We start from the raw sequence: 19,565 nt of genomic DNA, 5'->3' as shown, positions 1-19,565 counted from the left end.
GCCGGCAGCTCAAGCTGAGCAAGCCTCATCCGAACGGATAGCTCTCAAGCCGCCTATTTCGTTTGCCATTCGTCAATCTGATTGATGTAGCATCACCTGAATTCTTCTTGAGGGTGGTGCGCAAGTACCGGACAGGGTTGCAATGGCGAAGAAGGTTATGATCGTCGAGGATAACGAGCTCAACATGAAGCTCTTCCGCGACCTGATCGAAGCGTCGGGCTACGAAACCGTCCGGACGCGCAACGGGCTGGAGGCGCTCGACCTCGCCCGTACGCACAAACCCGATCTCATTTTGATGGACATCCAGCTGCCGGAAGTCTCCGGCCTCGAAGTCACCAAGTGGCTCAAGGAGGACGACGAGCTCCACACGATCCCGGTGATTGCGGTCACCGCTTTCGCGATGAAGGGAGATGAGGAGCGTATCCGGCAGGGCGGCTGCGAGGCCTACATTTCCAAGCCGATCTCAGTCGCAAGGTTCATCGAGACCATCAAGTCTTATCTGGGAGATGCGTAATGACGGCGCGTATACTCGTCGTCGATGACGTTCCTGCCAACGTCAAGCTTCTGGAAGCCCGGCTGCTCGCCGAATATTTCGAGGTGTTGACCGCCTCCAATGGGGCGGATGCGCTGGACATCTGCGAGCGCGGCAATGTCGACGTCGTTCTGCTCGACGTGATGATGCCGGGCATGGACGGTTTCGAGGTTTGCCGGCGCCTCAAGAGCGATCCGGCGACCCAGCACATTCCGGTCGTGATGGTGACTGCACTCGACCAGGTGAGCGACCGCGTACGCGGCCTTGAGGCCGGTGCCGACGATTTTCTCACTAAGCCGGCCAACGACCTCCAGCTGATGACGCGCGTGAAGAGTCTGGTGCGGCTTAAGAGCCTCACCGACGAGCTGCGTCTGCGCGCCTCCACCACTCGCGCAATCGGCATCGAGGAGTTGCTGTCACGCCGGGCCTCTATCGATGAGACACAGCCGACGGTGCTGCTGGTCGATGACAAACAGCATTCGGTCGACCGAATCCAGCGGATGCTGCGCGGCCGCTGTACGCTTATTTGCGAGACGGATCCGCAGGGCGCCTTCTTCAAGGCGGCGGAGGGTGATTTCGACTGCGTGCTGATCAGCACCGCTCTGACGGATTTCGATCCGCTGCGCCTTTGCTCGCAGCTGCGCACGCTCGACCGCACGCGCTTCGTACCAATCATGCTGCTTGCCGATCAGGGCGAGGACGCGCGGCTCGTGCGGGGACTGGAACTCGGCGTCAATGACTATCTCGTGCGGCCTCTCGACCAGCACGAAATGATTGCCCGCCTGGTCACACAGGTGCGTCGCAAGCGCTACAACGACCATTTGCGGGCCTCCGTGGCCCAGACCATAGAGATGGCCGTGACGGACCCTCTGACCGGCCTCAACAACCGCCGCTATCTCGATACGCACCTGCAGACCCTATTCGAGCGGGCACAGAACCGCGGAACGCCGCTGTCGCTGTTGATCGCCGACATCGACCGCTTCAAGTCCATCAATGATGGCTGGGGACATGACGCCGGCGACGCGGTGCTGAAGGAGTTCGCGGAGCGGGTGCGCCGGGGCGTGCGCGGCATCGATCTCGTCTGCCGCTTTGGTGGCGAGGAATTCGTGGTCGTGATGCCGGAAACCCCCGGCGAGATCGCACAGAAGGTCGCCGAGCGTATCCGCGGGCAGATTGCTGCGGCGCCGTTCGACATTCCGGGGCAGGGGACGCTGGACGTCACAGTCAGCGTCGGCGTGTCCTTCCTGCAGGGCCCTTCAGACAGCGTCAGCGCGATGTTGAAACGGGCGGATATGGCGCTCTACGAGGCCAAGAACGGCGGGCGCAACCGGGTGGTCGCCGCAGCTGCCTGAGCCGCCTTCGAATCGACTTTTCACTTGGCGATCACAGAATTTACCTTGTTGGAAGGAAAAATTGTCGCGTGGTTAAGAATTGATTGATTTTGCCACGAAGCTGCGCAAATCTTCCGCAGGGTCAGGGCGGGGCGAAACAATCACGTTCTGATTTCAAACACCCCATGATGCTCAGGTCCGCCGCATCTCCTGGGTCCGTGGGGTCGGCCGGCCGGCGCTGGCGTATAGCGGCCTCCTCGTACCGCTGTCAGCTGCTGGTCGGCCCCCAGTTCCAACTCCATAGCCGCACAAACGAAAAACGCCGCCCCGAAGGGCGGCGTTTTCGTTTTCAGCGCCGGAGCGAAGATTACTTGATCTTCGTTTCCTTGAACTCGACGTGCTTGCGCGCAATCGGGTCGTACTTACGCTTGGTCATCTTCTCGGTCATGGTGCGGCTGTTCTTCTTGGTAACGTAGAAGAAACCGGTGTCCGCGGTAGACAGGAGCTTGATCTTGATCGTCGTAGCTTTGGCCATGTTCTAGGTCCGCTCTTCTCGGGGTCTCGTTGCCGCATCAGTGCGGGCGGCGGCCCGGCCTGCGGAAAACTCGCGCGGAGACATAAACGACCCCGGGGAAATGTCAAGTCCGCGCAGCCCTTACGCCCATCCTGAACAGCGCCAAGAGCAGATAGGCACCGAAAAAGATGGCAAGGCCCCAGGAAAAGCCGTTCGGTCCGGCAATATCCATTGTGACGCCGATCGCCTGCGGGCCGATGAGCATGCCGATTCCATAGCAAAACACGAAGGCGGCGTTGGCCGAGGCGAGGTCGCGGCCGGAGAGTCGCGAGCCAAGATGGGCGAGGCCGACCGTGTAGAGGCCGGCGACAACGCCACCCCAAGCGAACAGCACTGCGGCGCTCAGGAGCCAGCTGTCGGCGATTGTGGGGAGAATCAGTACGCCGCCGAGACCAACAGCCGCGCAGATGACCAGCAGGACACGGCGGTCCTTCATGCGGTCGCTGACGATGCCAAGCGGGATCTGAAGGAGGACGTTGCCCAGGCCGACGGCGGTCAGGAGAAGCGCTGCGTCGGCCTCCGAATAGCCGATGCGGGTGCCGTAGACGGGAAATAGCGCGAAACCGCCAGTTTCAACCGCGCCAAACACCAGCACGGCAGCGGTCGCCATCGGGACCATCCAGATGTAGCGGACGAAGCCGCTGGAGGTGTGGTCGCACTCGGCACGCATGTCCGGCCCTTCCCTGCGCGCCGCCATCACGGGTAGGGCAGCGATGATGACCAGCACAAAGGCTATGCCGAAGGGCAGGAAGCCGGAGGAGCCAACCACTGAGAACAGGAACGGGCCGAAGGCGAATCCCAGCGACAGGACGGTTGCGTAGATGCCGAGCACCAGCCCGCGCTTGTTGGGCGGCGCCGAGGTTGAGATCCAGTACTCGGATAGGATGAACAGGGTCGTCAGCGCGAAATGAAGCGCGGCGCGCAGCGGGAACCACATCCAGAACGCCGGCGCGAAGTAAAAGCCGACGAAGGAGAGGCCGCCGAGCAGAATCATCGCGATCATTATCGGCACGACGCCGAATCGGGTCGCGAGCGGAGTTACGAACGGCGCGGCGACGATAGAGGCAATGCCGGCCACTGCCGTGTTGGCGCCGATCATCGTGGAAGAAAAACCGCGCGATTCCAGAATCACCGACAGAAGCGGGACGCCAAGGCCGATCGCGATGCCGACAACGCTGATGGAGGCGACAGCCGCCGAGACGGAAAGCCACCGTACGTGGGTAAGCACGTCCTCTTGAGCGGCCAGCGAATCTGGTGCCATGCGAAATGCCTTGCGATTGTGGTTCTGTTAGATCAGGTCGCGCTGGAAGCGATTGTGGCGCAGGTAATAGAACGGCACAGCGCCGCCCGGCGACAGGCCGGGGTCCTGCTTCAGCCGCTCCAGCAGATCGCCGAGAACTGTCCTGGTGATGCCGGGAATATCGGCTTCCAACGCTTCGGCCAATGGGAGCCAGACGATTTTCTCAAGCTCGTCCGTAGGTCCGCCTTCAGGCAATTCGAGGGCGACATCGTCCCGGAATGCGGCGAGAAAACGGGTGTCGTAGCGCCTGACTCGTCCGGGAGGGGTAATGGCGCGGGCAATGAAGCGCAGCGGTGCCAGAGAAGGGCAGACGCCGTTCTCGACAAAACCCTGCCAGTCTGGCTTGGCGGTCTCGAACGAGCCGCGTTTGCCGATCAGAATGCCCGCTTCCTCGTAAGTTTCGCGAATTGCGGACATGGCGATCGCACGCGCCCGTGTCGCGCTGGTGCGCGAATTAACGAGCTTGGCTTCTTCGCTCGGATGCAGCGGCGCAGCGAAAGGTACGCGCGCATCGGAGGGATCTGTGCGGCCGCCCGGAAAGACGAATTTGCCGGGCATGAAGGCATGGCGCATATGGCGCCGGCCGAGAAGAACGCGGATTTCGCTGCCCGACCGGTCAAGGAGAATGAGCGTAGCTGCGTCCTTCGGGCGGAGTGGCCCTGGACCCAGTGCTGCGTCCTTCAGTTCCGTCTTATCAATTTCGGCGCGGCTCATGCCGGCCATGGACAGGCGCCTTGCGCCGCCTTCCGTCATGAGTTCTGCAGTTCCGGATGTGTCTCCAGTGCTTCCTTCTCACCGGAGAATCCGTGCATGCGGCAGGCCCACTGCAGACCCACGACGCCGCCCTTTACGGGCGGCAACATCGCCAGGGTCATGGCGAGGGTCAGTGGGCCGAGATAGGCGAGATGGGTCCAGATGCCCAGATCAAACATCTTCTCGAGGCCCATGTAGACGCCAACCATGATGTGGCCGACGATGGTCACGACGAGATAGGCTGGAAGGTCGTCAGCGCGATGGTGGTGAAAATCCTCGCCGCACTTGTCGCAGCGATCCGCTACCTTGAGGTAGCGGTTGAACAGCTTGCCTTCGTTGCAGTTGGGGCAGCGGCACATCATGCCACGGAAAATCGACTGGCCGATCGGGCGCTCGGCAGCGGCAGCCGCGCCGAATACTTGGGTTTCCATCATCGTCTCCTTGCTCCACGGCGTGGAGCCTTGGCCCGGGCGCGCTCCTTGGAACGGCGGGCCTTGTGGTAGGACTGTTTCGAGCCCGGGAGGGGCTTCGGATCACTAAGCATTTCAAAACGCATGGCGCCCGCTAGCGGCGCCACTTCGACAAGTTTCACGTCAACCGTGTCAGCTAGCTGATATCCCCTCCTGCTTCGCTCACCGAACAGAGCCCGGGCCGATTCGTCGAAGATATAGTAGTCGTCCCCAAGGGACGAAATAGGGATGAATCCATCTGCGCCAAATTGAGGCAGCTGAACGAACAGCCCCGCCTTGGTGACACCAGAGATTCGCGCCTGGAAAGACTCTTCAAGACGAGAGGCAAGATGTTCCGCTATGAGGCGATCGACGGTTTCGCGCTCGGCAGCCATCGCGCGGCGCTCGGCGGTCGAAATCAATGCCGAGATTTCTTCGAGCCGCGCTTCCTGCTCGTTGGTGATGCCGTCAGGGCCGAAACCATGCGCGCTGATCAGCGCTCGATGGACGATGAGGTCGGCGTAGCGGCGGATCGGCGAGGTGAAGTGCGCGTAGCGGCGCAGGTTGAGGCCAAAATGCCCGAGATTCTCAGGCGAATAGACCGCCTGGCTCTGGGTGCGCAGCACCACCTCGTTGACCAGCGCCTCATGCTCGCTGCCGGCAACCTGCGAAAGGATCCCGTTGAAGGAGGATGGCCGCAGCTGCGCGCCGCGTGCCAGCGACAGGCCGATGGTCTGCAGGAATTCGCGCAATGCTTCCTGTTTGGCGAGCGACGGCGCGTCGTGGATGCGGTAGACGAGCCGCTTGTGCTTGGCTTCCAGCGTCTCCGCCGCCGAGACGTTCGCCTGGATCATGAATTCTTCGATGAGCTTGTGCGCGTCGAGCCGGTCTGGGACGATGACCCGGTCGACGGTGCCGTCTTCCTTCAGCAGGATTTTGCGTTCAGGCAGATCGAGCTCAAGCGGTCCGCGATGGTTGCGGCCGCGCTTGAGAGCTCGATATGCGTCCCATAGCGGCTTCAGCACCGGCTCGAGGAGCGGTGCGGTCTTTTCGTCCGGCCTGCCGTCGACTGCCGCCTGCGCCTGTGGGTAGGCGAGCTTGCCTGCCGAGCGCATCATGATGCGGTGGAAGGAATGGCGGATCTTGCGGCCGTCCGCGGTGAACGTCATCCGCACGGCCAAGGCAGGGCGGTCCTCGCCTTCGCGCAGCGAACAGAGGTCGTTCGAGATCCGCTCCGGCAGCATCGGCACGACGCGGTCCGGGAAATAGACGGAGTTGCCGCGCTTCAGCGCTTCCTGGTCGAGCGCGGAGCCCGGCCGCACGTAATAGGCGACGTCGGCGATCGCGACGGTGACGATGTGGCCGCCCGGGTTCTTCTCGTCCGTGTCCGGTTCGGCATAGACGGCGTCGTCGTGATCCTTGGCGTCTGCCGGGTCGATGGTGATGAGCGGCAGCGAGCGCCAGTCCTCGCGGTCCTCCGTGCTTGCCGGCGCAGCTGCTTCTGCCTCAGCGAGAACGGATTGCGAGAAGATGTAGGGAATGTCGTGGGCGTGGATGGCGATCATCGAGACCGCCTTCTCGCTGCTCAGCGAGCCCAACACGTTGAGCACCTTGCCCTTCGGCAGGCCGTATCTGCCTGAAGTGACCTGCTCGACCTCGACCAGGTCGCCGGGCTTGGCGCCGCCGAGATAGTCGCGGTCCACCGTCAGCTCTGACTGCCGGCGCTCGACCGGCTCGATGCGATACGAGCCGTCACGCAGCTGGCGCAAAACGCCGAGGACCGCGTCCCGGCGCTTCTCGAACACCTTGATGACGCGGGCCGTGTAGGCCGGACCTTCATCAAGGTCGGTCGGGAAAACCTTGGCGAGCACACGTTCGCCGATGCCGGGAGTGCGGGCTGCATCGCGAGAGGGGCGGATCGACACGAGCGGAGCCGAGCCGTTCTCTTCCGGCCATTCCGCCGGGCGGGCGAGCAGGTTGCCGTCATCGTCACGTGAGAAGACGTCGAGGACGGAGACGTGGGGCAGGGCATCGGCGCGGGTAAACCGCTTCGACTGCTTCTTCAGCAGCCCCTCTTCCTGCATCTCGCGCAGCTGATCCTTCAGCCATGCGCGGTCGGCGCCCTTCAGGCCGAAGGCGCGAGCGAGCTCGCGCTTCCCGGCCTGATCGGGATTTTCCTTGATGAAAGCGAGGATTTCGTCGCGCGAGGGGCGGAAATCGCGTGTCTCTTCGCCAGTCTTGCGCCCGGAAATCCGTTTTGCCAAAGGGGATTATTCCTCTTTTTTCGCCTTCTTTGCCGGAGCCTTCTTGGCTGCAGGCTTTTTTGCCGCTGTCGTCTTGGTGGCCGCCGCCTTCTTCGGCGCGGCCTTCTTGGCGGTGCCCGACTTACCTGCCTTGGTCGCGATCAGTTCAAGGGCTTCCTCAAGCGTCACGGACGCCGGATCCTTGCCCTTGGGCAGGGTGGCGTTCACCTTGCCCCAGTTCACGTATGGGCCGTAGCGGCCGTCACGAACCGTAATGGCGCCGCCATCGGGATGTTCCCCGAGCTCCTTGAGCGCGGCGGGCGTGGAGCGGGTTCCGCCGCGTCCTCCGCGCGTCTGCTTCTCGGCAAGGACTGTCACAGCGCGGTTGAGGCCGACGGTGAATACGTCCTCGACCGACTCGAGGTTGGCATAGGTGCCGTCATGCAGCAGGAACGGACCGTAGCGGCCGATGCCGGCGGAGATCATCTTCCCCGTCTCGGGGTGCAGGCCGACGTCACGCGGCAGCGATAGCAGCTGCAACGCCTTCTCGGAGTCCATCATCGACGGCGTCCAGCCCTTCGGCAGGCTGGCGCGCTTGGCTTCCTTGCCATCGCCGCGCTGGATGTAGGGACCGAAGCGGCCGCTCTTAAGGGTAATGTCCTCGCCGGTCTCCGGATCCTGGCCGAGAACGCGGTCGCCGTTGTCGCCGCCGTCGGCCTCACCGTTGAGGCCCTCGCCGAGCTGGCGGGTGTAGCCGCACTCCGGATAGTTCGAGCAGCCAACGAAGGCGCCGAACTTGCCAAGCTTGAGCGAGAGGTTGCCGGAGCCGCAGCGCGGGCAGATGCGCGGGTTCGAGCCGTCCTCGCGTGCCGGGAAGACCAGCGGCGCCAGTTCCTCGTTCAGCGTGTCGAGAACGTCGGTTACGCGAAGCTCTTTGGTCTCGTCGACATGCGCCGAGAACTCTTTCCAGAAGTCGCGCAGCACGTCCTTCCAGGCGAGCTTGCCATCGGAGATCTCGTCGAGCTTTTCCTCGAGCTCGGCCGTGAAGTCGAACTCGACATAACGCTCGAAGAAGTTTTCGAGGAAGGCGGTGACGAGCCGGCCCTTGGCCTCGGGCTTCAGCCGACGCTTGTCGATCGTCACGTAGCCGCGGTCCTCGAGCGTCTTCAGCGTCGCTGCGTAGGTGGACGGACGGCCGATGCCGAGCTCTTCCATTTTCTTGATGAGCGAGGCTTCCGAGTAGCGCGGCGGCGGCTCGGTCGTGTGCTGGGTGACGGCGATATTCTTGCGGGTCAGCGTCTCGCCGGCCTTGATCTCGGGCAGGCGGCGGCTCTCCTCGTCGTCCGCGTCGTCGTCCTTCTGTTCAGTGTAGGCGGCAAGATAGCCGTCGAATCGGATAACGGAGCCGACGGCGCGCAGGCCGGCGGTACGGGAGCCATTGACGGCCTCGATCTCTACCGCGGTTCGTTCAATTTCGGCCGCGTTCATCTGGCTGGCGATCGCGCGCTTCCAGACGAGCTCGTAGAGACGTGCCTGATCGGCATCAAGATACTTGCGAACGCTTGCCGGCGTACGGCGGAAGTCGGTCGGGCGGATAGCTTCGTGCGCTTCCTGGGCGTTCTTCGCCTTGGTGGAATAGAAGCGCGGCTTTTCCGGCAGGTAGCGGTCGCCGAACTCCGCCCCGATGGCCGAGCGTGCAGCAGCGATCGCCTCAGGCGCCATCTGAACGCCGTCGGTTCGCATGTAGGTGATGAGACCGGTGGTCTCGCCGCCAATGTCGACACCTTCATAAAGGCGCTGCGCGACCTGCATCGTGCGCGAAGCCGAGAAGCCAAGCTGCGAGGAGGCAGCCTGCTGCAGGGTCGAGGTGGTGAAGGGCGGCGCAGGGTTGCGCTTGGTGGGCTTTGCCTCGACCGAGAGGGCGCGGAAGGATGCACCTTCAAGCATCGTCTTGATGTCGGCTGCCTGTTCGGCGCTGCGGATGTCGAGCTTCTGTAGCTTCTTGCCGTCGAAGGCTGTGAGGCGAGCTTCAAAGTCGTCGGCGCGAGGCGTCGCCATCAGCGCTGCGATCTGCCAGTAATCTTCGCGAACGAAACGCTCGATCTCGGCTTCGCGGTCGCAGACGAGGCGTAGCGCAACCGACTGCACACGGCCGGCGGAACGCGCGCCCGGCAACTTGCGCCACAGGACCGGCGACAGGGTGAAGCCGACCAGATAGTCGAGGGCACGGCGCGCGAGATAGGCATCAACCAGTGCCGCGTCGATGTCGCGTGGGTTCGCCATCGCGTCGAGCACCGACTGCTTGGTGATCGCGTTGAAGACCACGCGGCGAACCGGCTTGTCCTTCAGGACCTTCTTCTGCTTCAACACGTCGAGCACGTGCCAGGAGATGGCCTCACCCTCGCGATCAGGGTCGGTTGCTAGGATGAGGGTATCGGCATCCTTCACCGCCTTGGCGATGTCGGACAGGCGCTTGGAGGAAGCCCCGTCGACTTCCCACGACATGGCAAAGTCTTCTTCCGGACGCACGGAGCCGTCCTTGGCCGGCAGATCGCGCACATGGCCGAACGACGCCAGGACCGTGTAGCCCGATCCAAGGTACTTGTTGATTGTCTTTGCCTTTGCAGGCGACTCGACGACGACGACGTCCATGTCTCGGTGAATTACCCCTCGTGCGGCAGCCCCTTGCCGCCGTTGCATCTCGGAAAACAGCCCGTCACATGGCCGCGCTTTCGTTCACGGTCAAGAGGCAGAGGCGATTTTGGCATCTCTGCAAAATTGGGCACAACCAAAAATTGCACGCAGCCGGATTGCAATTGCCTATAAGTTAAGTAATTACTAATGCCATTACTGGTTGTCCAAAAGTAGATGGGTACAACCACCGTGGCGGAGGCAAGTCATGCATACGCATACTAGGCGTTGACGCACGGACGCCCTTGATTACATGCAGGCAATGCTGGGCCAGATACGTACGATGGCCAAGGCAGAGCGTTGCGACATGCTCGCGTACCTGATCGAGATGGCCTATCTCGAGGTCAGCGACATCATACGCGGCGAGCGCCCGCTAAACATCAGGGACCATGAGCGAGACAGCGCCACCACCGTGGCGTTCAAGACGACCCGCAAGGTCAAGTTCCAGTAGAATCGTCATGAGTTGCGCCGGATGTATTCCGGTATGTCGCAGAACGTCATCTATCTGGGTCGGTGCCGGCCCAAGTGCTTCCAGTACTACTGACATTTCATTGTCTAGAGGCGGGGGCGTGCTTGAGGAGATGGGCGGCTCCTCAAGCACCTCCAACTCGCGCCGTGGTCTCTGGGCCTGCGCGAGAGGCGTCAGATCTTCCAGGACGTCAGCTGCGCAGGTGACGAGAGTCGCCCCATTGCGGATAAGGCCGTTGGTGCCGCTGGCATGTGGGTCTAGCGGCGAACCGGGCACGGCGAAGACGAGTCGTCCCATCTCGGCAGCGAGGCGGGCTGTAATTAGTGAGCCGGAACGCTGTGCAGCTTCAACGACGACAAGTGCAAGGCCGAGCGCGGCGATCAGCCGGTTGCGGCGCGGGAAATCGCGGGAGCGCGGCTCCCAGTCGATCGGCATCTCGGAGATCAGCGCGCCCCTCTCCGCAATCGCTTCGCTCAACTGCTCGTTTTCAGGCGGGTAGGGCTCTTTCAGGCCGCCTGCGTAGACGGCGATCGTCCCGCTATCGAGGCTGCCCGTGTGTGCAGCTGAGTCGATGCCCCGGGCGAGGCCGGACACGATCACGTGCCCTTCGCTGCCAAGGTCGCTGGCAAGCCGGCGGGCAAGGGCCAGGCCGTTCACGGATGCGTTGCGCGCACCGACGATCGAGATGGCGGGCCGCTGGAAGATTTCCGGGTTGCCACGAATCCAGACGAGGGGAGGCGGATGGTCTGCCTGACGCAGCATCGGCGGGTAATGACGCTCGCCATGGGCAATGAGCCGTGCGCCGATGCGGTCCCCCGTTTCAAGTTCGGCGTCGGCTTCCTGCTCGGTGCAGACGCGGATGGATTTTCCGGCGCCACCGGCTGCCGCAAGCCGGGGAAGTTCCGCAAGCGCGGCTTCGGCAGAGCCGAAGCGGTTGATGAGGTCGCGAAAGGTGGCGGGACCGACATTCTCGCTGCGGATCAGCCGGAGCCAGTGGAGCCGTTGCCGGTCGGTCAGCTGCAAGCTCTCCGCCGGCGACCGGTTCATCCCTTGGATCCTATCTTCGACTCGGTCCCTGCCAGCAGCCGCTGGATGTTGGGCCGGTGCTTGATGAAGACGATCACGCTCATCGCGGCGATGATCAGTGCGTGCGTGGGCAGGCCGATGAAGTAGAGGACGATCGGGCAGACGACGCAGGCGACGAGGGCCGAGAGGGACGAGTAGCGGCTGATGAAGGCGGTCGCGAGCCAGGCCACGGCAAACGCGAGAAAACCCTGCCAGGCAAAGGCGATCAGGACACCGAGATAGGTGGCGACACCCTTGCCGCCCTTGAAGCCGAGCCAGACCGGGAACAGGTGGCCGAGGAAGGCCGCAAAGCCAGCGGCGATGCCGGCTTCGGTGCCCCACTGGTAGCCGATGAGAACCGCGACGGTGCCCTTCAGCGCATCGCAGAGGAGGGTGAGCGCAGCCAGCTTTTTGTTGCCGGTGCGCAGCACGTTGGTCGCGCCGATGTTGCCAGAGCCGATCTTGCGCACGTCGCCGAGTCCGGCCGCGCGCGTGATGACGAGGCCGAACGGGATCGAGCCCAGCAGATAGCCGAGCACGAGCGCCAGGATGGTTGCGGTCGGCATAGTCGGATTGCTCCCCCGATGGCCCTAGCTGTCGGCCCGGTAGACTGTGCGTCCAGCGACGAGCGTTTGCAAGACCTTGCCTTGCATGCGCGCGCCCTCGAAGCAGGTGTTCTTGGAGCGGGAAAGGATGTCCTGCTCGCGAACGACCCACGGCTCGTTCAGGTCCACGACGATAAGGTCGGCAGCCGAACCGGGCTTCAGCGTCCCGCCGGGCAGGCTGAAACGTTTGGCCGGGGCAGTCGACAGCGCATCGATGAGGCGCAGCAGGGGGACCTCGCCGTTGTGGTAGAGGCGCAGGGCCGCGCCTAACAGCGTCTCGAGGCCGATCGCACCGGAAGCGGCGTCGCCGAACGGCAGGCGCTTGGTATCGACGTCCTGAGGATCGTGCGAGGAGACGAGGATGTCGATGGTGCCGTCGCGCAGGGCTTCGATCATCGCAAGGCGATCTTCCTCGGCGCGCAGCGGCGGCGTCAGGCGGAAGAAGGTGCGGTACTCGCCGACATCGTTCTCGTTGAGTGAGAGATTGGCGATGGCGGCACCCGCGGTGACGTTCGCGCCATCTGCCTTGGCGCGGCGGATGGCGTTGGCCGAAAGCTCGGTCGACAGCTTGCCGGCGTGATAGACGCCCTTCGTCAGTCGCGCGAGCATCAGGTCGCGCTCCAGCGGAATGGCTTCCGCCTCGCGCGGGATGCCGGCAAGGCCGAGCCAGCTTGCGTAGAGGCCTTCGTTCATGACGCCGGTAGCCGCGAGATGCTGGTCCTGGCCGGCGTGGTCAATGACGGCGCCAAAGTCGCGGGCGTAGGTGAGGGCGCGGCGCATAACCAGCGAGTTGACCAGCGTGTGGCGACCTTCGCTGAAGAAGACGGCGCCCGCCTCACGCAGCAGGCCGAACTCGGTCATCTCGCTGCCCCTGAGGCCGCGCGTGACCGCAGCGGCGGGCAGGACATTGACGACGGCGGTGTCGCGCGCGGCGCGCAGGACGAACTCAACGAGCGCGATGTCGTCGATGACCGGATCGGTGTCCGGCATCATGACAAGGGTGGTGATACCGCCGGCGGCCGCGGCGATGCTGGCCGAGGCGATGGTCTCGCGGTGCTCGGCACCTGGCTCACCAATGTGGACACGGGCGTCGACGAGACCCGGGAAAATCGCCTTGCCAGAGCAGTCGATGACCTCTGCGCCGGCGGGGATGCCCTGATTTAGTGCGTCAGCGCCTGCCGCAACGATCTTGTCGGCGTCGACGATGACGGTGCCGACTTCATCAATGCTGCGGGAAGGGTCGACGATGCGGGAGTTCTGGAAGACGGTGATGCTCATGCCGCTGCTCCTTCCGGATTGCGGCGCGGATCCAGCAGCGCCTCCATCACGGCCATGCGAACGGCAACGCCCATCTCAACCTGTTCCTGAATGACGCTCTGCGGCCCGTCGGCGATCTCCGAGGCAATCTCGACGCCGCGATTCATCGGGCCTGGGTGCATGACCAGGGCGTCTTCCTTTGCGACTTTCAGCTTCTCGGCGTCGAGGCCCCAGTAGCGGAAGTACTCGCGGACCGACGGAACCATTGCGCCTTCCATGCGCTCGCGCTGCAGGCGCAGCATCATGACGACGTCGGCGCCAGCGAGGCCTTCCTTCATCGTATTGAAGACTTCGACGCTCATCTGCGCGATGCCCGCCGGCAGGAGCGTGCAAGGTGCCACGACGCGGACGCGTGCGCCTAGGGCGTTGAGAAGCAGGATGTTGGAGCGCGCGACGCGGGAGTGGGAAATGTCGCCGCAGATCGCGACCGTCAGGCCGGCGATGCGGCCCTTGGCGCGGCGGATGGTAAGCGCATCAAGCAGCGCCTGCGTCGGGTGCTCATGCGCGCCGTCGCCGGCATTCACCGCCGAGCATCCGACCTTCTGCGCGAGCAGGGCTGCCGCGCCGGCCTGCGAGTGGCGGATGATCAGGATATCCGGCCGCATGGCATTCAGCGTCATTGCCGTATCGATCAGCGTCTCGCCCTTCTTTACGGAGGACGAGGCGACCGACATGTTCATCACGTCCGCGCCGAGGCGTTTGCCTGCGAGCTCGAACGACGATTGCGTGCGGGTCGACGCTTCAAAGAAGAGGTTGATCTGGGTACGGCCGCGCAGCGTCGAGGTCTTCTTCTCGGACTGGCGCGAAATGGCGACGGCCGCGTCGGCGCGGTCGAGCAGCATTTCGATGTCCAGCGGAGAAAGGCCCTTGATGCCGAGCAGATGCCGGTGCGGAAATAGGGGAAGGGCGGTGCGCTCAGTCATGTTAAAGCTGTGCTATAGGGAAGCGTCCGGTTCCCTGCAAGGAGCCAGCGAGAATTTCGGGGGATTTTCCTCGCAAATCGGCGTGCTTTGCCTGTAACAGTTTGGCTGCCGGATTCGGCGGAAAACGGAGTTTTGCTTTGACGCACGAGGTCACGAACCAGAGCCTGCCACTTACTGGCACCAGCGCGTGGCGCACTGATCCCCTGCTCGTGCAGCTCGCCGACGAATTTTCCGATGCGGTCCGCAAGGATCTCGACCAGCTCGGCCGCTACGTTCGCTCGGCCGAAGCGCAGGATCTGGCGCGACTTGCGAATAGCGAGACGCCCAAGCTGCGCACGCACGATCGGCAGGGAAAACGCATCGACCTCGTCGAATTCCACCCGGCCTATCACGCGCTGATGCGCCGCTCGATCCAGATCGGCCTGCATTCGTCGATCTGGGAGAACAATCCGGCCGAAGCCGGCAAGCGGCACCAGGTGCGCGCCGCACGCTTTTATCTGACCGCTCAGCTTGAGTGCGGGCATCTCTGCCCCATCACCATGACCAGCGCGTCGCTCGCCGCGCTGATGGCAAGCCCACAGCTGTTTCGCGAATGGGCACCGCGCATCACCACGCGCAAGTATGACCCGGCGCAGAAGGCTCCGGTCGAAAAGGCCGGCCTCACCCTCGGCATGGGGATGACCGAGAAGCAGGGCGGAACGGACGTCCGCACCAACACCAGCCGCGCGGTGCGCGAAGGCAATTTTTACCGCCTCACCGGCCACAAATGGTTCATGTCCGCGCCCATGTCGGACGCGTTCCTGATGCTGGCGCAGGCGGACGAGGGCTTGTCCTGTTTTCTAGTCCCGCGCCTGCTGAAGGACGGGGTCGATAACGGCCTTCGCTTCCAGCGGCTGAAGGACAAGCTCGGCAACCGCTCCAATGCCTCATCCGAGGTCGAGTTCGAGGGCGCGCTGGCGGAAATGGTCGGTGAGCCGGGCGCCGGTGTGCGCACGATCATGGACATGGTGACGCTGACGCGGCTCGACTGCGCCGTGGCGAATTCCGGCATCATGCGCGCTGCTCTTGCTGAGGCGGTGCACCACACGCGCTACCGGCACGTCTTCGGCCGGCCGCTGATCGACCAGCGGCTGATGACGCGCGTGCTTGCCGACATGGCACTGGATGTGGCCGGCGCTACCGCTCTGTCGATGCGCCTTGCCCGCTCGTTCGACGAGGCCGCCAACAACCCGGCCGAAGCCGCATTCGCGCGGGCGATGACGGCTGTCGTGAAATACTGGGCATGCAAAATCGCTCCGGCGCTCGTCTACGAGGCGATGGAGTGCGTCGGCGGTAACGGCTATGTTGAGGACGGCCCGCTTGCACGCCACTACCGCGAGGCGCCGGTCAACGCGATCTGGGAAGGTTCCGGCAATGTGATGGCGCTCGACGTGCTGCGGGTGCTGGGACGCGCGCCGCAGTTGTTCGAGGAAGTGCTGGCTGGGATCGGCCGCGATCTCGGCCCGGCCGGCAAGGGAACTGTTGGCGTGCTCCGCGCCGCCCTACAGGTCGCTGGTTCCGACGAAGGTTCGGCCCGCATTCTGACCGAGCAGCTGGCGATTTCGGCTGCCGAGCTGCGGCGAATGGGGGCAGGGCGCATTGCCGATGCTTTCGTGGAAACGCGGCTCGCGGGCCAGTGGCGCACAACCTACGGCATGCTCGATGCGCGGCATGATGCCCGCGCGATCGTCGACACGCTTTATCCGAGCGACTGAGCCGCGACTGAGAGCACCAGCGGCATTGTCAGGAACGACAGTGCCGTCTGCAGCGTCTTGACCTCGGCATAGAGCTCTGCGTCGCCGCCGAGCAGGCGAGCGAGCAGGTAGCCGTTGGCCGCTGTCGGTACGGCGGCGCAGAGGACAAGGTACTGGATCTCCAGCCCCGACACACCAATGCACCAGGCGATGATGGCAATTACCGCCGGGTAGACGAGCAGCTTGGCAATTACGGGCGGCCAGATCGAGCTGCGCTTCAGCGACAGGCGCTCGGTTCGCAGCGCGGCGCCTATTGCCATCAGTCCGATGCCGAGCGCCGAGGTGCCGGCCAGCTTCAGCGTCACCCTGACCGGCTCGTAGATCTCGAACGGCAGCATACGAACCAGAACCGCGGCGCCGGTCGAGATGATGAAGGGGTTCAGCGCCATGCGGCGCAGCAGGATGCCGATGCTCGCGTCGCGGTCGGCAAAGCGCGTGATGACCAGCACGACAACGATATTGATCGGAATGATGATCGAGGCCATCGCAAGCGCCACGACCGCAGCGCCCTGCGGGGGAAAGATTGCCTGTGCGACGGGAAGGGCGATGAAGCCGTTCCACCGGATCGAGGTCTGGAACACCGAAGAGAATTCACTGTGGGCGACCCAACCGGTCTTCTGGAAGATGGGCCAGGCGGCCAGCAGCAGCACGCACATCGCGGCGACAGCGAGAAGCAGCGACAGGAGCAGGGCATCGAGGCGCAGCGGCGAGAAGTCCGCGTCGTAGATCGTGACGAACAGAAGAGCCGGATAGAGGAACCAATAGGTCAGCTGCTCGACGCCCGGCCAGACATCCTTCGAGATGACCGGAAGGCGGCGCAGGACGACGCCAGATCCGATCAGCAGGAAGACCGGAAGGATGCTCTCGAAGATCGTCAGCATGAGTGGCCGCTGGCTGATGAATACCCTCGGGCTCTAGGCTGAGGAGGGCCGCCAGTAAAGCAGCTAGCGCTGGGCCAGTGGAGCTCAGTGGTAAAAATTAACCTTAATAAATGGTTTAAATTGCCGTTAAGCTTAACCCGTTCCACAGTGGCGGAGCTGCAACTTCCGAAACCAGACCAATGCGCCCGTCGGATCAGCTGGACGGCGCCGGACCAAAGGCCGATGCGATACATCCTTATCTTCTGGGGACTGCCGATGGCCTTCTTTTGGGGCTGGTATTTCCTCTCCTACAACGACATCAACTTCGGCCTGCTTTTCTTCTCCCGCGTGCTGCACGACTTCGCGTTCGAGTTTTACGGCAATCTGCTCGGAATCGACCCCGCAGAAATCGGGCCAATGGTCGCGCGGGCCTGTGTCGTTGATACGCTCGTGATCTTCTCGATCTACGCGTTCCGCCGCCGGCGAGATATTCTGGCGTGGTGGAGGAGGCGTTCTATGAACGCAGTGACCGAACCCGGTCCAGTGCACCCTGCAGAATGAAGGCCGCGGCGGCCGAATCGATGCGGTCTTCGCGCTTGCGGCGCGACACATCCATCTCGATCAGCGTCCGCTCAGCGGCGACCGTCGACAGCCGCTCGTCCCAGTAGACGAAGGGAATCGCCGTCAGCTTCTCCATGTTGCGCACGAAAGCGCGGGTGGCCTGCACGCGCGGACCCTCGCTTCCATCCATGTTGACGGGCAAGCCGATGACGATGGCGACGACGTTTTCCTTCTCGACGACCGAGAGCAACGCCTGGGCGTCGAGCGTGAACTTCTTGCGCAGGATGACGGGGCGCGGATGCGCGAAGGAAAGACCCGCATCGGAAATTGCAAGGCCAATGGTTTTCGTGCCGAGATCGATCCCGGCCAGCTTGCTGCCGGGTGTTGCCAGTTCGGCCACCTCTGCTATGTCGATCACAGGCACGTTTCGTCCAATCCGCAGGCGTTGATCTGCGCGGGTTCTAACCCGAACATCATGATAAAGCGAGGAGGCTGAAGATGAAGCTCACCTGGTACGGTCATTCCGCGTTTCGCGTCGAAGTCGGTGACGCCGCCATCCTGATCGACCCGTTCCTGTCGGGCAATCCGTCATGGGGCAGGGGCTGGGAGGAAGTGGCCGAAGGCGTGACGCACGTGCTGTTGACGCACGGCCACAGCGACCACATCGGCGACTCGGTCGCGATCCTGAAGAAGACTGGCGCGATGGTCGTGTCGAACTTCGAGATCTGCCGCTATCTCGTTGGTCAGGGCGTCGACCAGGGCAAGATTAATCCGGGCAACAGCGGCGGCACCGTCGACTGCGGCGGCTTCACTGTCACCTTCACCCAGGCGCTGCATTCGTCGTCGATGCCGGGCGAGGGCGGCAACAACGTTTATCTCGGCAACCCGCACGGCCTTGTCTTGCACTTCCCGAACGGCGAGTCGCTCTATCACATGGGCGATACCGACATTTTCTCGGACATGGCGCTGATCAACGAGCTGCATCAGCCTGCCGTCGGCATCGTGCCGATCGGCGACCGCTTCACCATGGGTGGCGCCGTGGCCGCACTTGCCTGCCGCCGTTTCTTCAAGTTCAGCAAGGTGGTACCGTGCCACTACGCCACCTTCCCGCAGGTCGACCCGACCGCCGACAAATTCGTGGAAGGCATGGAGGGATCCGGAACCGAGGTCGTGGTTCCCGAAGTCGGAAAACCTTTCGAGGTGTGACACCACAACAGGCCGTTCAATGTTGCGCCGCGCGAGCGGCGCGGCTATAGCGCCTTCAAAGGTTTTCCCTGCAACTGGCCGGAGCATCGCATGTCCGTCGACATCGACACCGTCAAGCGTGTGGCGCGACTCGCCCGCATCGCCGTGACCGAGGAAGAAGCCAACCGGATGACCGGTGAGCTGAACGCCATCCTGGGTTTCGTGGAACAACTTGGTGAAGTCGATGTCGAGGGCGTCGAGCCTATGACCTCGGTCATCCCTCAGGCGATGCGCAAGCGCCAGGACGAAGTGACCGACGGCAACATCGCCGACATCATCGTCGCCAATGCGCCGGCGTCCGAGGAGAACTTCTTCCTCGTGCCCAAGGTGGTTGAGTAATCGACCGCCCTGGTCCATCCGCGACCGGAACCCGAGCCGCACGCAGGCCTACCCAACGGACGTTTCATGACCGACCTGACGCAACTCACAATCGCCGAAGCCCGCGCCAAGCTGCAGGCCAAGGAGATCACCGCAACAGAACTCACGGAAGCCTATCTGGCTGCCATCGACGCCTACAACGAGACGTTCAACGCCTACGTTGCAGTGACGCACGATCAGGCGCGCGAGATGGCCAAGGCCTCGGACGAACGCCTTGCCGCGGGCAAGGGCGGTGCGCTCGAGGGCATTCCCCTCGGCATCAAGGATCTGTTCGCGACCAAGGGTGTGCACACGCAGGCGGCCAGCCACATCCTCGACGGCTTCCAACCGCCGTATGAGTCGACCGTCACGGCAAACCTCTGGGCCGACGGCGCCGTGATGCTCGGCAAACTCAACATGGACGAGTTCGCGATGGGCTCGTCGAACGAGACCAGCTACTACGGCCCGGTGAAGAACCCGTGGCGCGCCAATGGCTC

At 63.4% G+C, this 19,565-nt stretch carries 19 protein-coding genes; 7 read left to right on the top strand and 12 right to left on the bottom strand.

All coding sequences use genetic code 11. The annotated features are described in order from the left end of the window. Positions 1–142: 142 nt before the first annotated feature. A complete protein-coding gene (locus L610_RS07730) occupies positions 143–514 on the top strand; it encodes a response regulator (RefSeq protein WP_024846949.1) in 372 nt (123 codons plus the stop codon). Next, positions 514–1,884 carry a PleD family two-component system response regulator gene (locus tag L610_RS07725; protein WP_024846948.1) on the top strand — a complete coding sequence of 457 codons (1,371 nt, stop codon included), beginning with the start codon at positions 514–516 and terminating at the stop codon, positions 1,882–1,884. Before L610_RS07730 ends, L610_RS07725 begins: the two co-directional genes overlap by 1 nt. A gap of 346 nt (positions 1,885–2,230) precedes the next feature. Here the strand turns inward: L610_RS07725 and rpmG are convergent, their stop codons facing one another. The 10 genes from rpmG to L610_RS07670 form a co-directional block, all read right to left on the bottom strand. Next, positions 2,231–2,398 carry a 50S ribosomal protein L33 gene (gene rpmG / locus L610_RS07720; RefSeq protein ID WP_024846947.1) on the bottom strand — a complete coding sequence of 56 codons (168 nt, stop codon included), beginning with the start codon at positions 2,396–2,398 and terminating at the stop codon, positions 2,231–2,233. Positions 2,399–2,501: 103 nt separating this feature from the next. Further along, a complete protein-coding gene (locus L610_RS07715) occupies positions 2,502–3,698 on the bottom strand; it encodes an MFS transporter (protein WP_024846946.1) in 1,197 nt (398 codons plus the stop codon). Between the two features lie 27 nt (positions 3,699–3,725). Beyond that, positions 3,726–4,460, bottom strand: a complete 735-nt coding sequence (locus L610_RS07710) for an NUDIX domain-containing protein (protein ID WP_144704094.1) — start codon at positions 4,458–4,460, stop codon at positions 3,726–3,728. Positions 4,461–4,486: 26 nt separating this feature from the next. Beyond that, a complete protein-coding gene (locus L610_RS07705) occupies positions 4,487–4,921 on the bottom strand; it encodes a DUF983 domain-containing protein (RefSeq protein ID WP_024846944.1) in 435 nt (144 codons plus the stop codon). After that, positions 4,921–7,203 (bottom strand): ribonuclease R, encoded by a 2,283-nt coding sequence (gene rnr / locus L610_RS07700; protein WP_024846943.1) that lies wholly within the window; start codon positions 7,201–7,203, stop codon positions 4,921–4,923. The genes L610_RS07705 and rnr overlap by 1 nt, the downstream gene beginning before the upstream one ends. A gap of 6 nt (positions 7,204–7,209) precedes the next feature. Further along, a complete protein-coding gene (gene topA, locus L610_RS07695) occupies positions 7,210–9,834 on the bottom strand; it encodes a type I DNA topoisomerase (protein WP_144703979.1) in 2,625 nt (874 codons plus the stop codon). Between the two features lie 412 nt (positions 9,835–10,246). Beyond that, entirely contained in the window at positions 10,247–11,389 is a 1,143-nt protein-coding gene (gene dprA / locus L610_RS07685) for a DNA-processing protein DprA (RefSeq protein ID WP_144703973.1), read from the bottom strand. Next, positions 11,386–11,973, bottom strand: coding sequence for a glycerol-3-phosphate 1-O-acyltransferase PlsY (gene plsY / locus L610_RS07680; protein WP_024846940.1), 588 nt, complete (start codon positions 11,971–11,973; stop codon positions 11,386–11,388). Before plsY ends, dprA begins: the two co-directional genes overlap by 4 nt. A gap of 24 nt (positions 11,974–11,997) precedes the next feature. Further along, positions 11,998–13,290, bottom strand: coding sequence for a dihydroorotase (locus L610_RS07675; protein WP_024846939.1), 1,293 nt, complete (start codon positions 13,288–13,290; stop codon positions 11,998–12,000). Then, positions 13,287–14,252, bottom strand: a complete 966-nt coding sequence (locus tag L610_RS07670) for an aspartate carbamoyltransferase catalytic subunit (protein ID WP_144703970.1) — start codon at positions 14,250–14,252, stop codon at positions 13,287–13,289. The genes L610_RS07675 and L610_RS07670 overlap by 4 nt, the downstream gene beginning before the upstream one ends. Positions 14,253–14,389: 137 nt before the next feature. Here L610_RS07670 and L610_RS07665 point away from each other — a divergent pair, with 137 nt between their 5' ends. Next, the gene (locus tag L610_RS07665; protein ID WP_144703967.1) at positions 14,390–16,006 is read left to right on the top strand and encodes an acyl-CoA dehydrogenase family protein; all 1,617 of its coding nucleotides are present in this window, start codon (positions 14,390–14,392) and stop codon (positions 16,004–16,006) included. On the opposite strand, the gene L610_RS07660 is transcribed toward L610_RS07665, so the two are convergent. Continuing rightward, positions 15,991–16,926 carry an AEC family transporter gene (locus L610_RS07660; protein ID WP_144703964.1) on the bottom strand — a complete coding sequence of 312 codons (936 nt, stop codon included), beginning with the start codon at positions 16,924–16,926 and terminating at the stop codon, positions 15,991–15,993. The genes L610_RS07665 and L610_RS07660 overlap by 16 nt on opposite strands. 222 nt (positions 16,927–17,148) lie before the next feature. On the opposite strand from L610_RS07660, the gene L610_RS07655 reads away from it, so the two are divergent. Beyond that, entirely contained in the window at positions 17,149–17,466 is a 318-nt protein-coding gene (locus tag L610_RS07655; protein WP_144703961.1) for a DUF6105 family protein, read from the top strand. On the opposite strand, the gene ruvX is transcribed toward L610_RS07655, so the two are convergent. Then, positions 17,420–17,890 (bottom strand): Holliday junction resolvase RuvX, encoded by a 471-nt coding sequence (ruvX, locus tag L610_RS07650; RefSeq protein WP_034329267.1) that lies wholly within the window; start codon positions 17,888–17,890, stop codon positions 17,420–17,422. The genes L610_RS07655 and ruvX overlap by 47 nt on opposite strands. Before the next feature lie 74 nt (positions 17,891–17,964). Here ruvX and L610_RS07645 point away from each other — a divergent pair, with 74 nt between their 5' ends. From L610_RS07645 to L610_RS07635, 3 genes are all read left to right on the top strand, one after another. Continuing rightward, positions 17,965–18,672: a metal-dependent hydrolase gene (locus L610_RS07645; RefSeq protein ID WP_144703958.1), complete on the top strand. Its 708-nt coding sequence runs from the start codon at positions 17,965–17,967 to the stop codon at positions 18,670–18,672. A gap of 90 nt (positions 18,673–18,762) precedes the next feature. Further along, positions 18,763–19,050: an Asp-tRNA(Asn)/Glu-tRNA(Gln) amidotransferase subunit GatC gene (gene gatC, locus L610_RS07640; RefSeq protein WP_024846933.1), complete on the top strand. Its 288-nt coding sequence runs from the start codon at positions 18,763–18,765 to the stop codon at positions 19,048–19,050. 66 nt (positions 19,051–19,116) lie between these two features. Then, positions 19,117–19,565: amidase (locus L610_RS07635; protein ID WP_246658960.1), on the top strand; the 449-nt coding region annotated here is incomplete at its 3' end.

The sequence above is a fragment of the Aminobacter sp. J44 genome (genome assembly GCF_007829415.1).
Lineage (GTDB): Bacteria > Pseudomonadota > Alphaproteobacteria > Rhizobiales > Rhizobiaceae > Aerobium.
The sequence above is the reverse complement of the archived record's forward strand: the minus strand, read 5'-3'. Positions and strand labels throughout refer to the sequence as shown.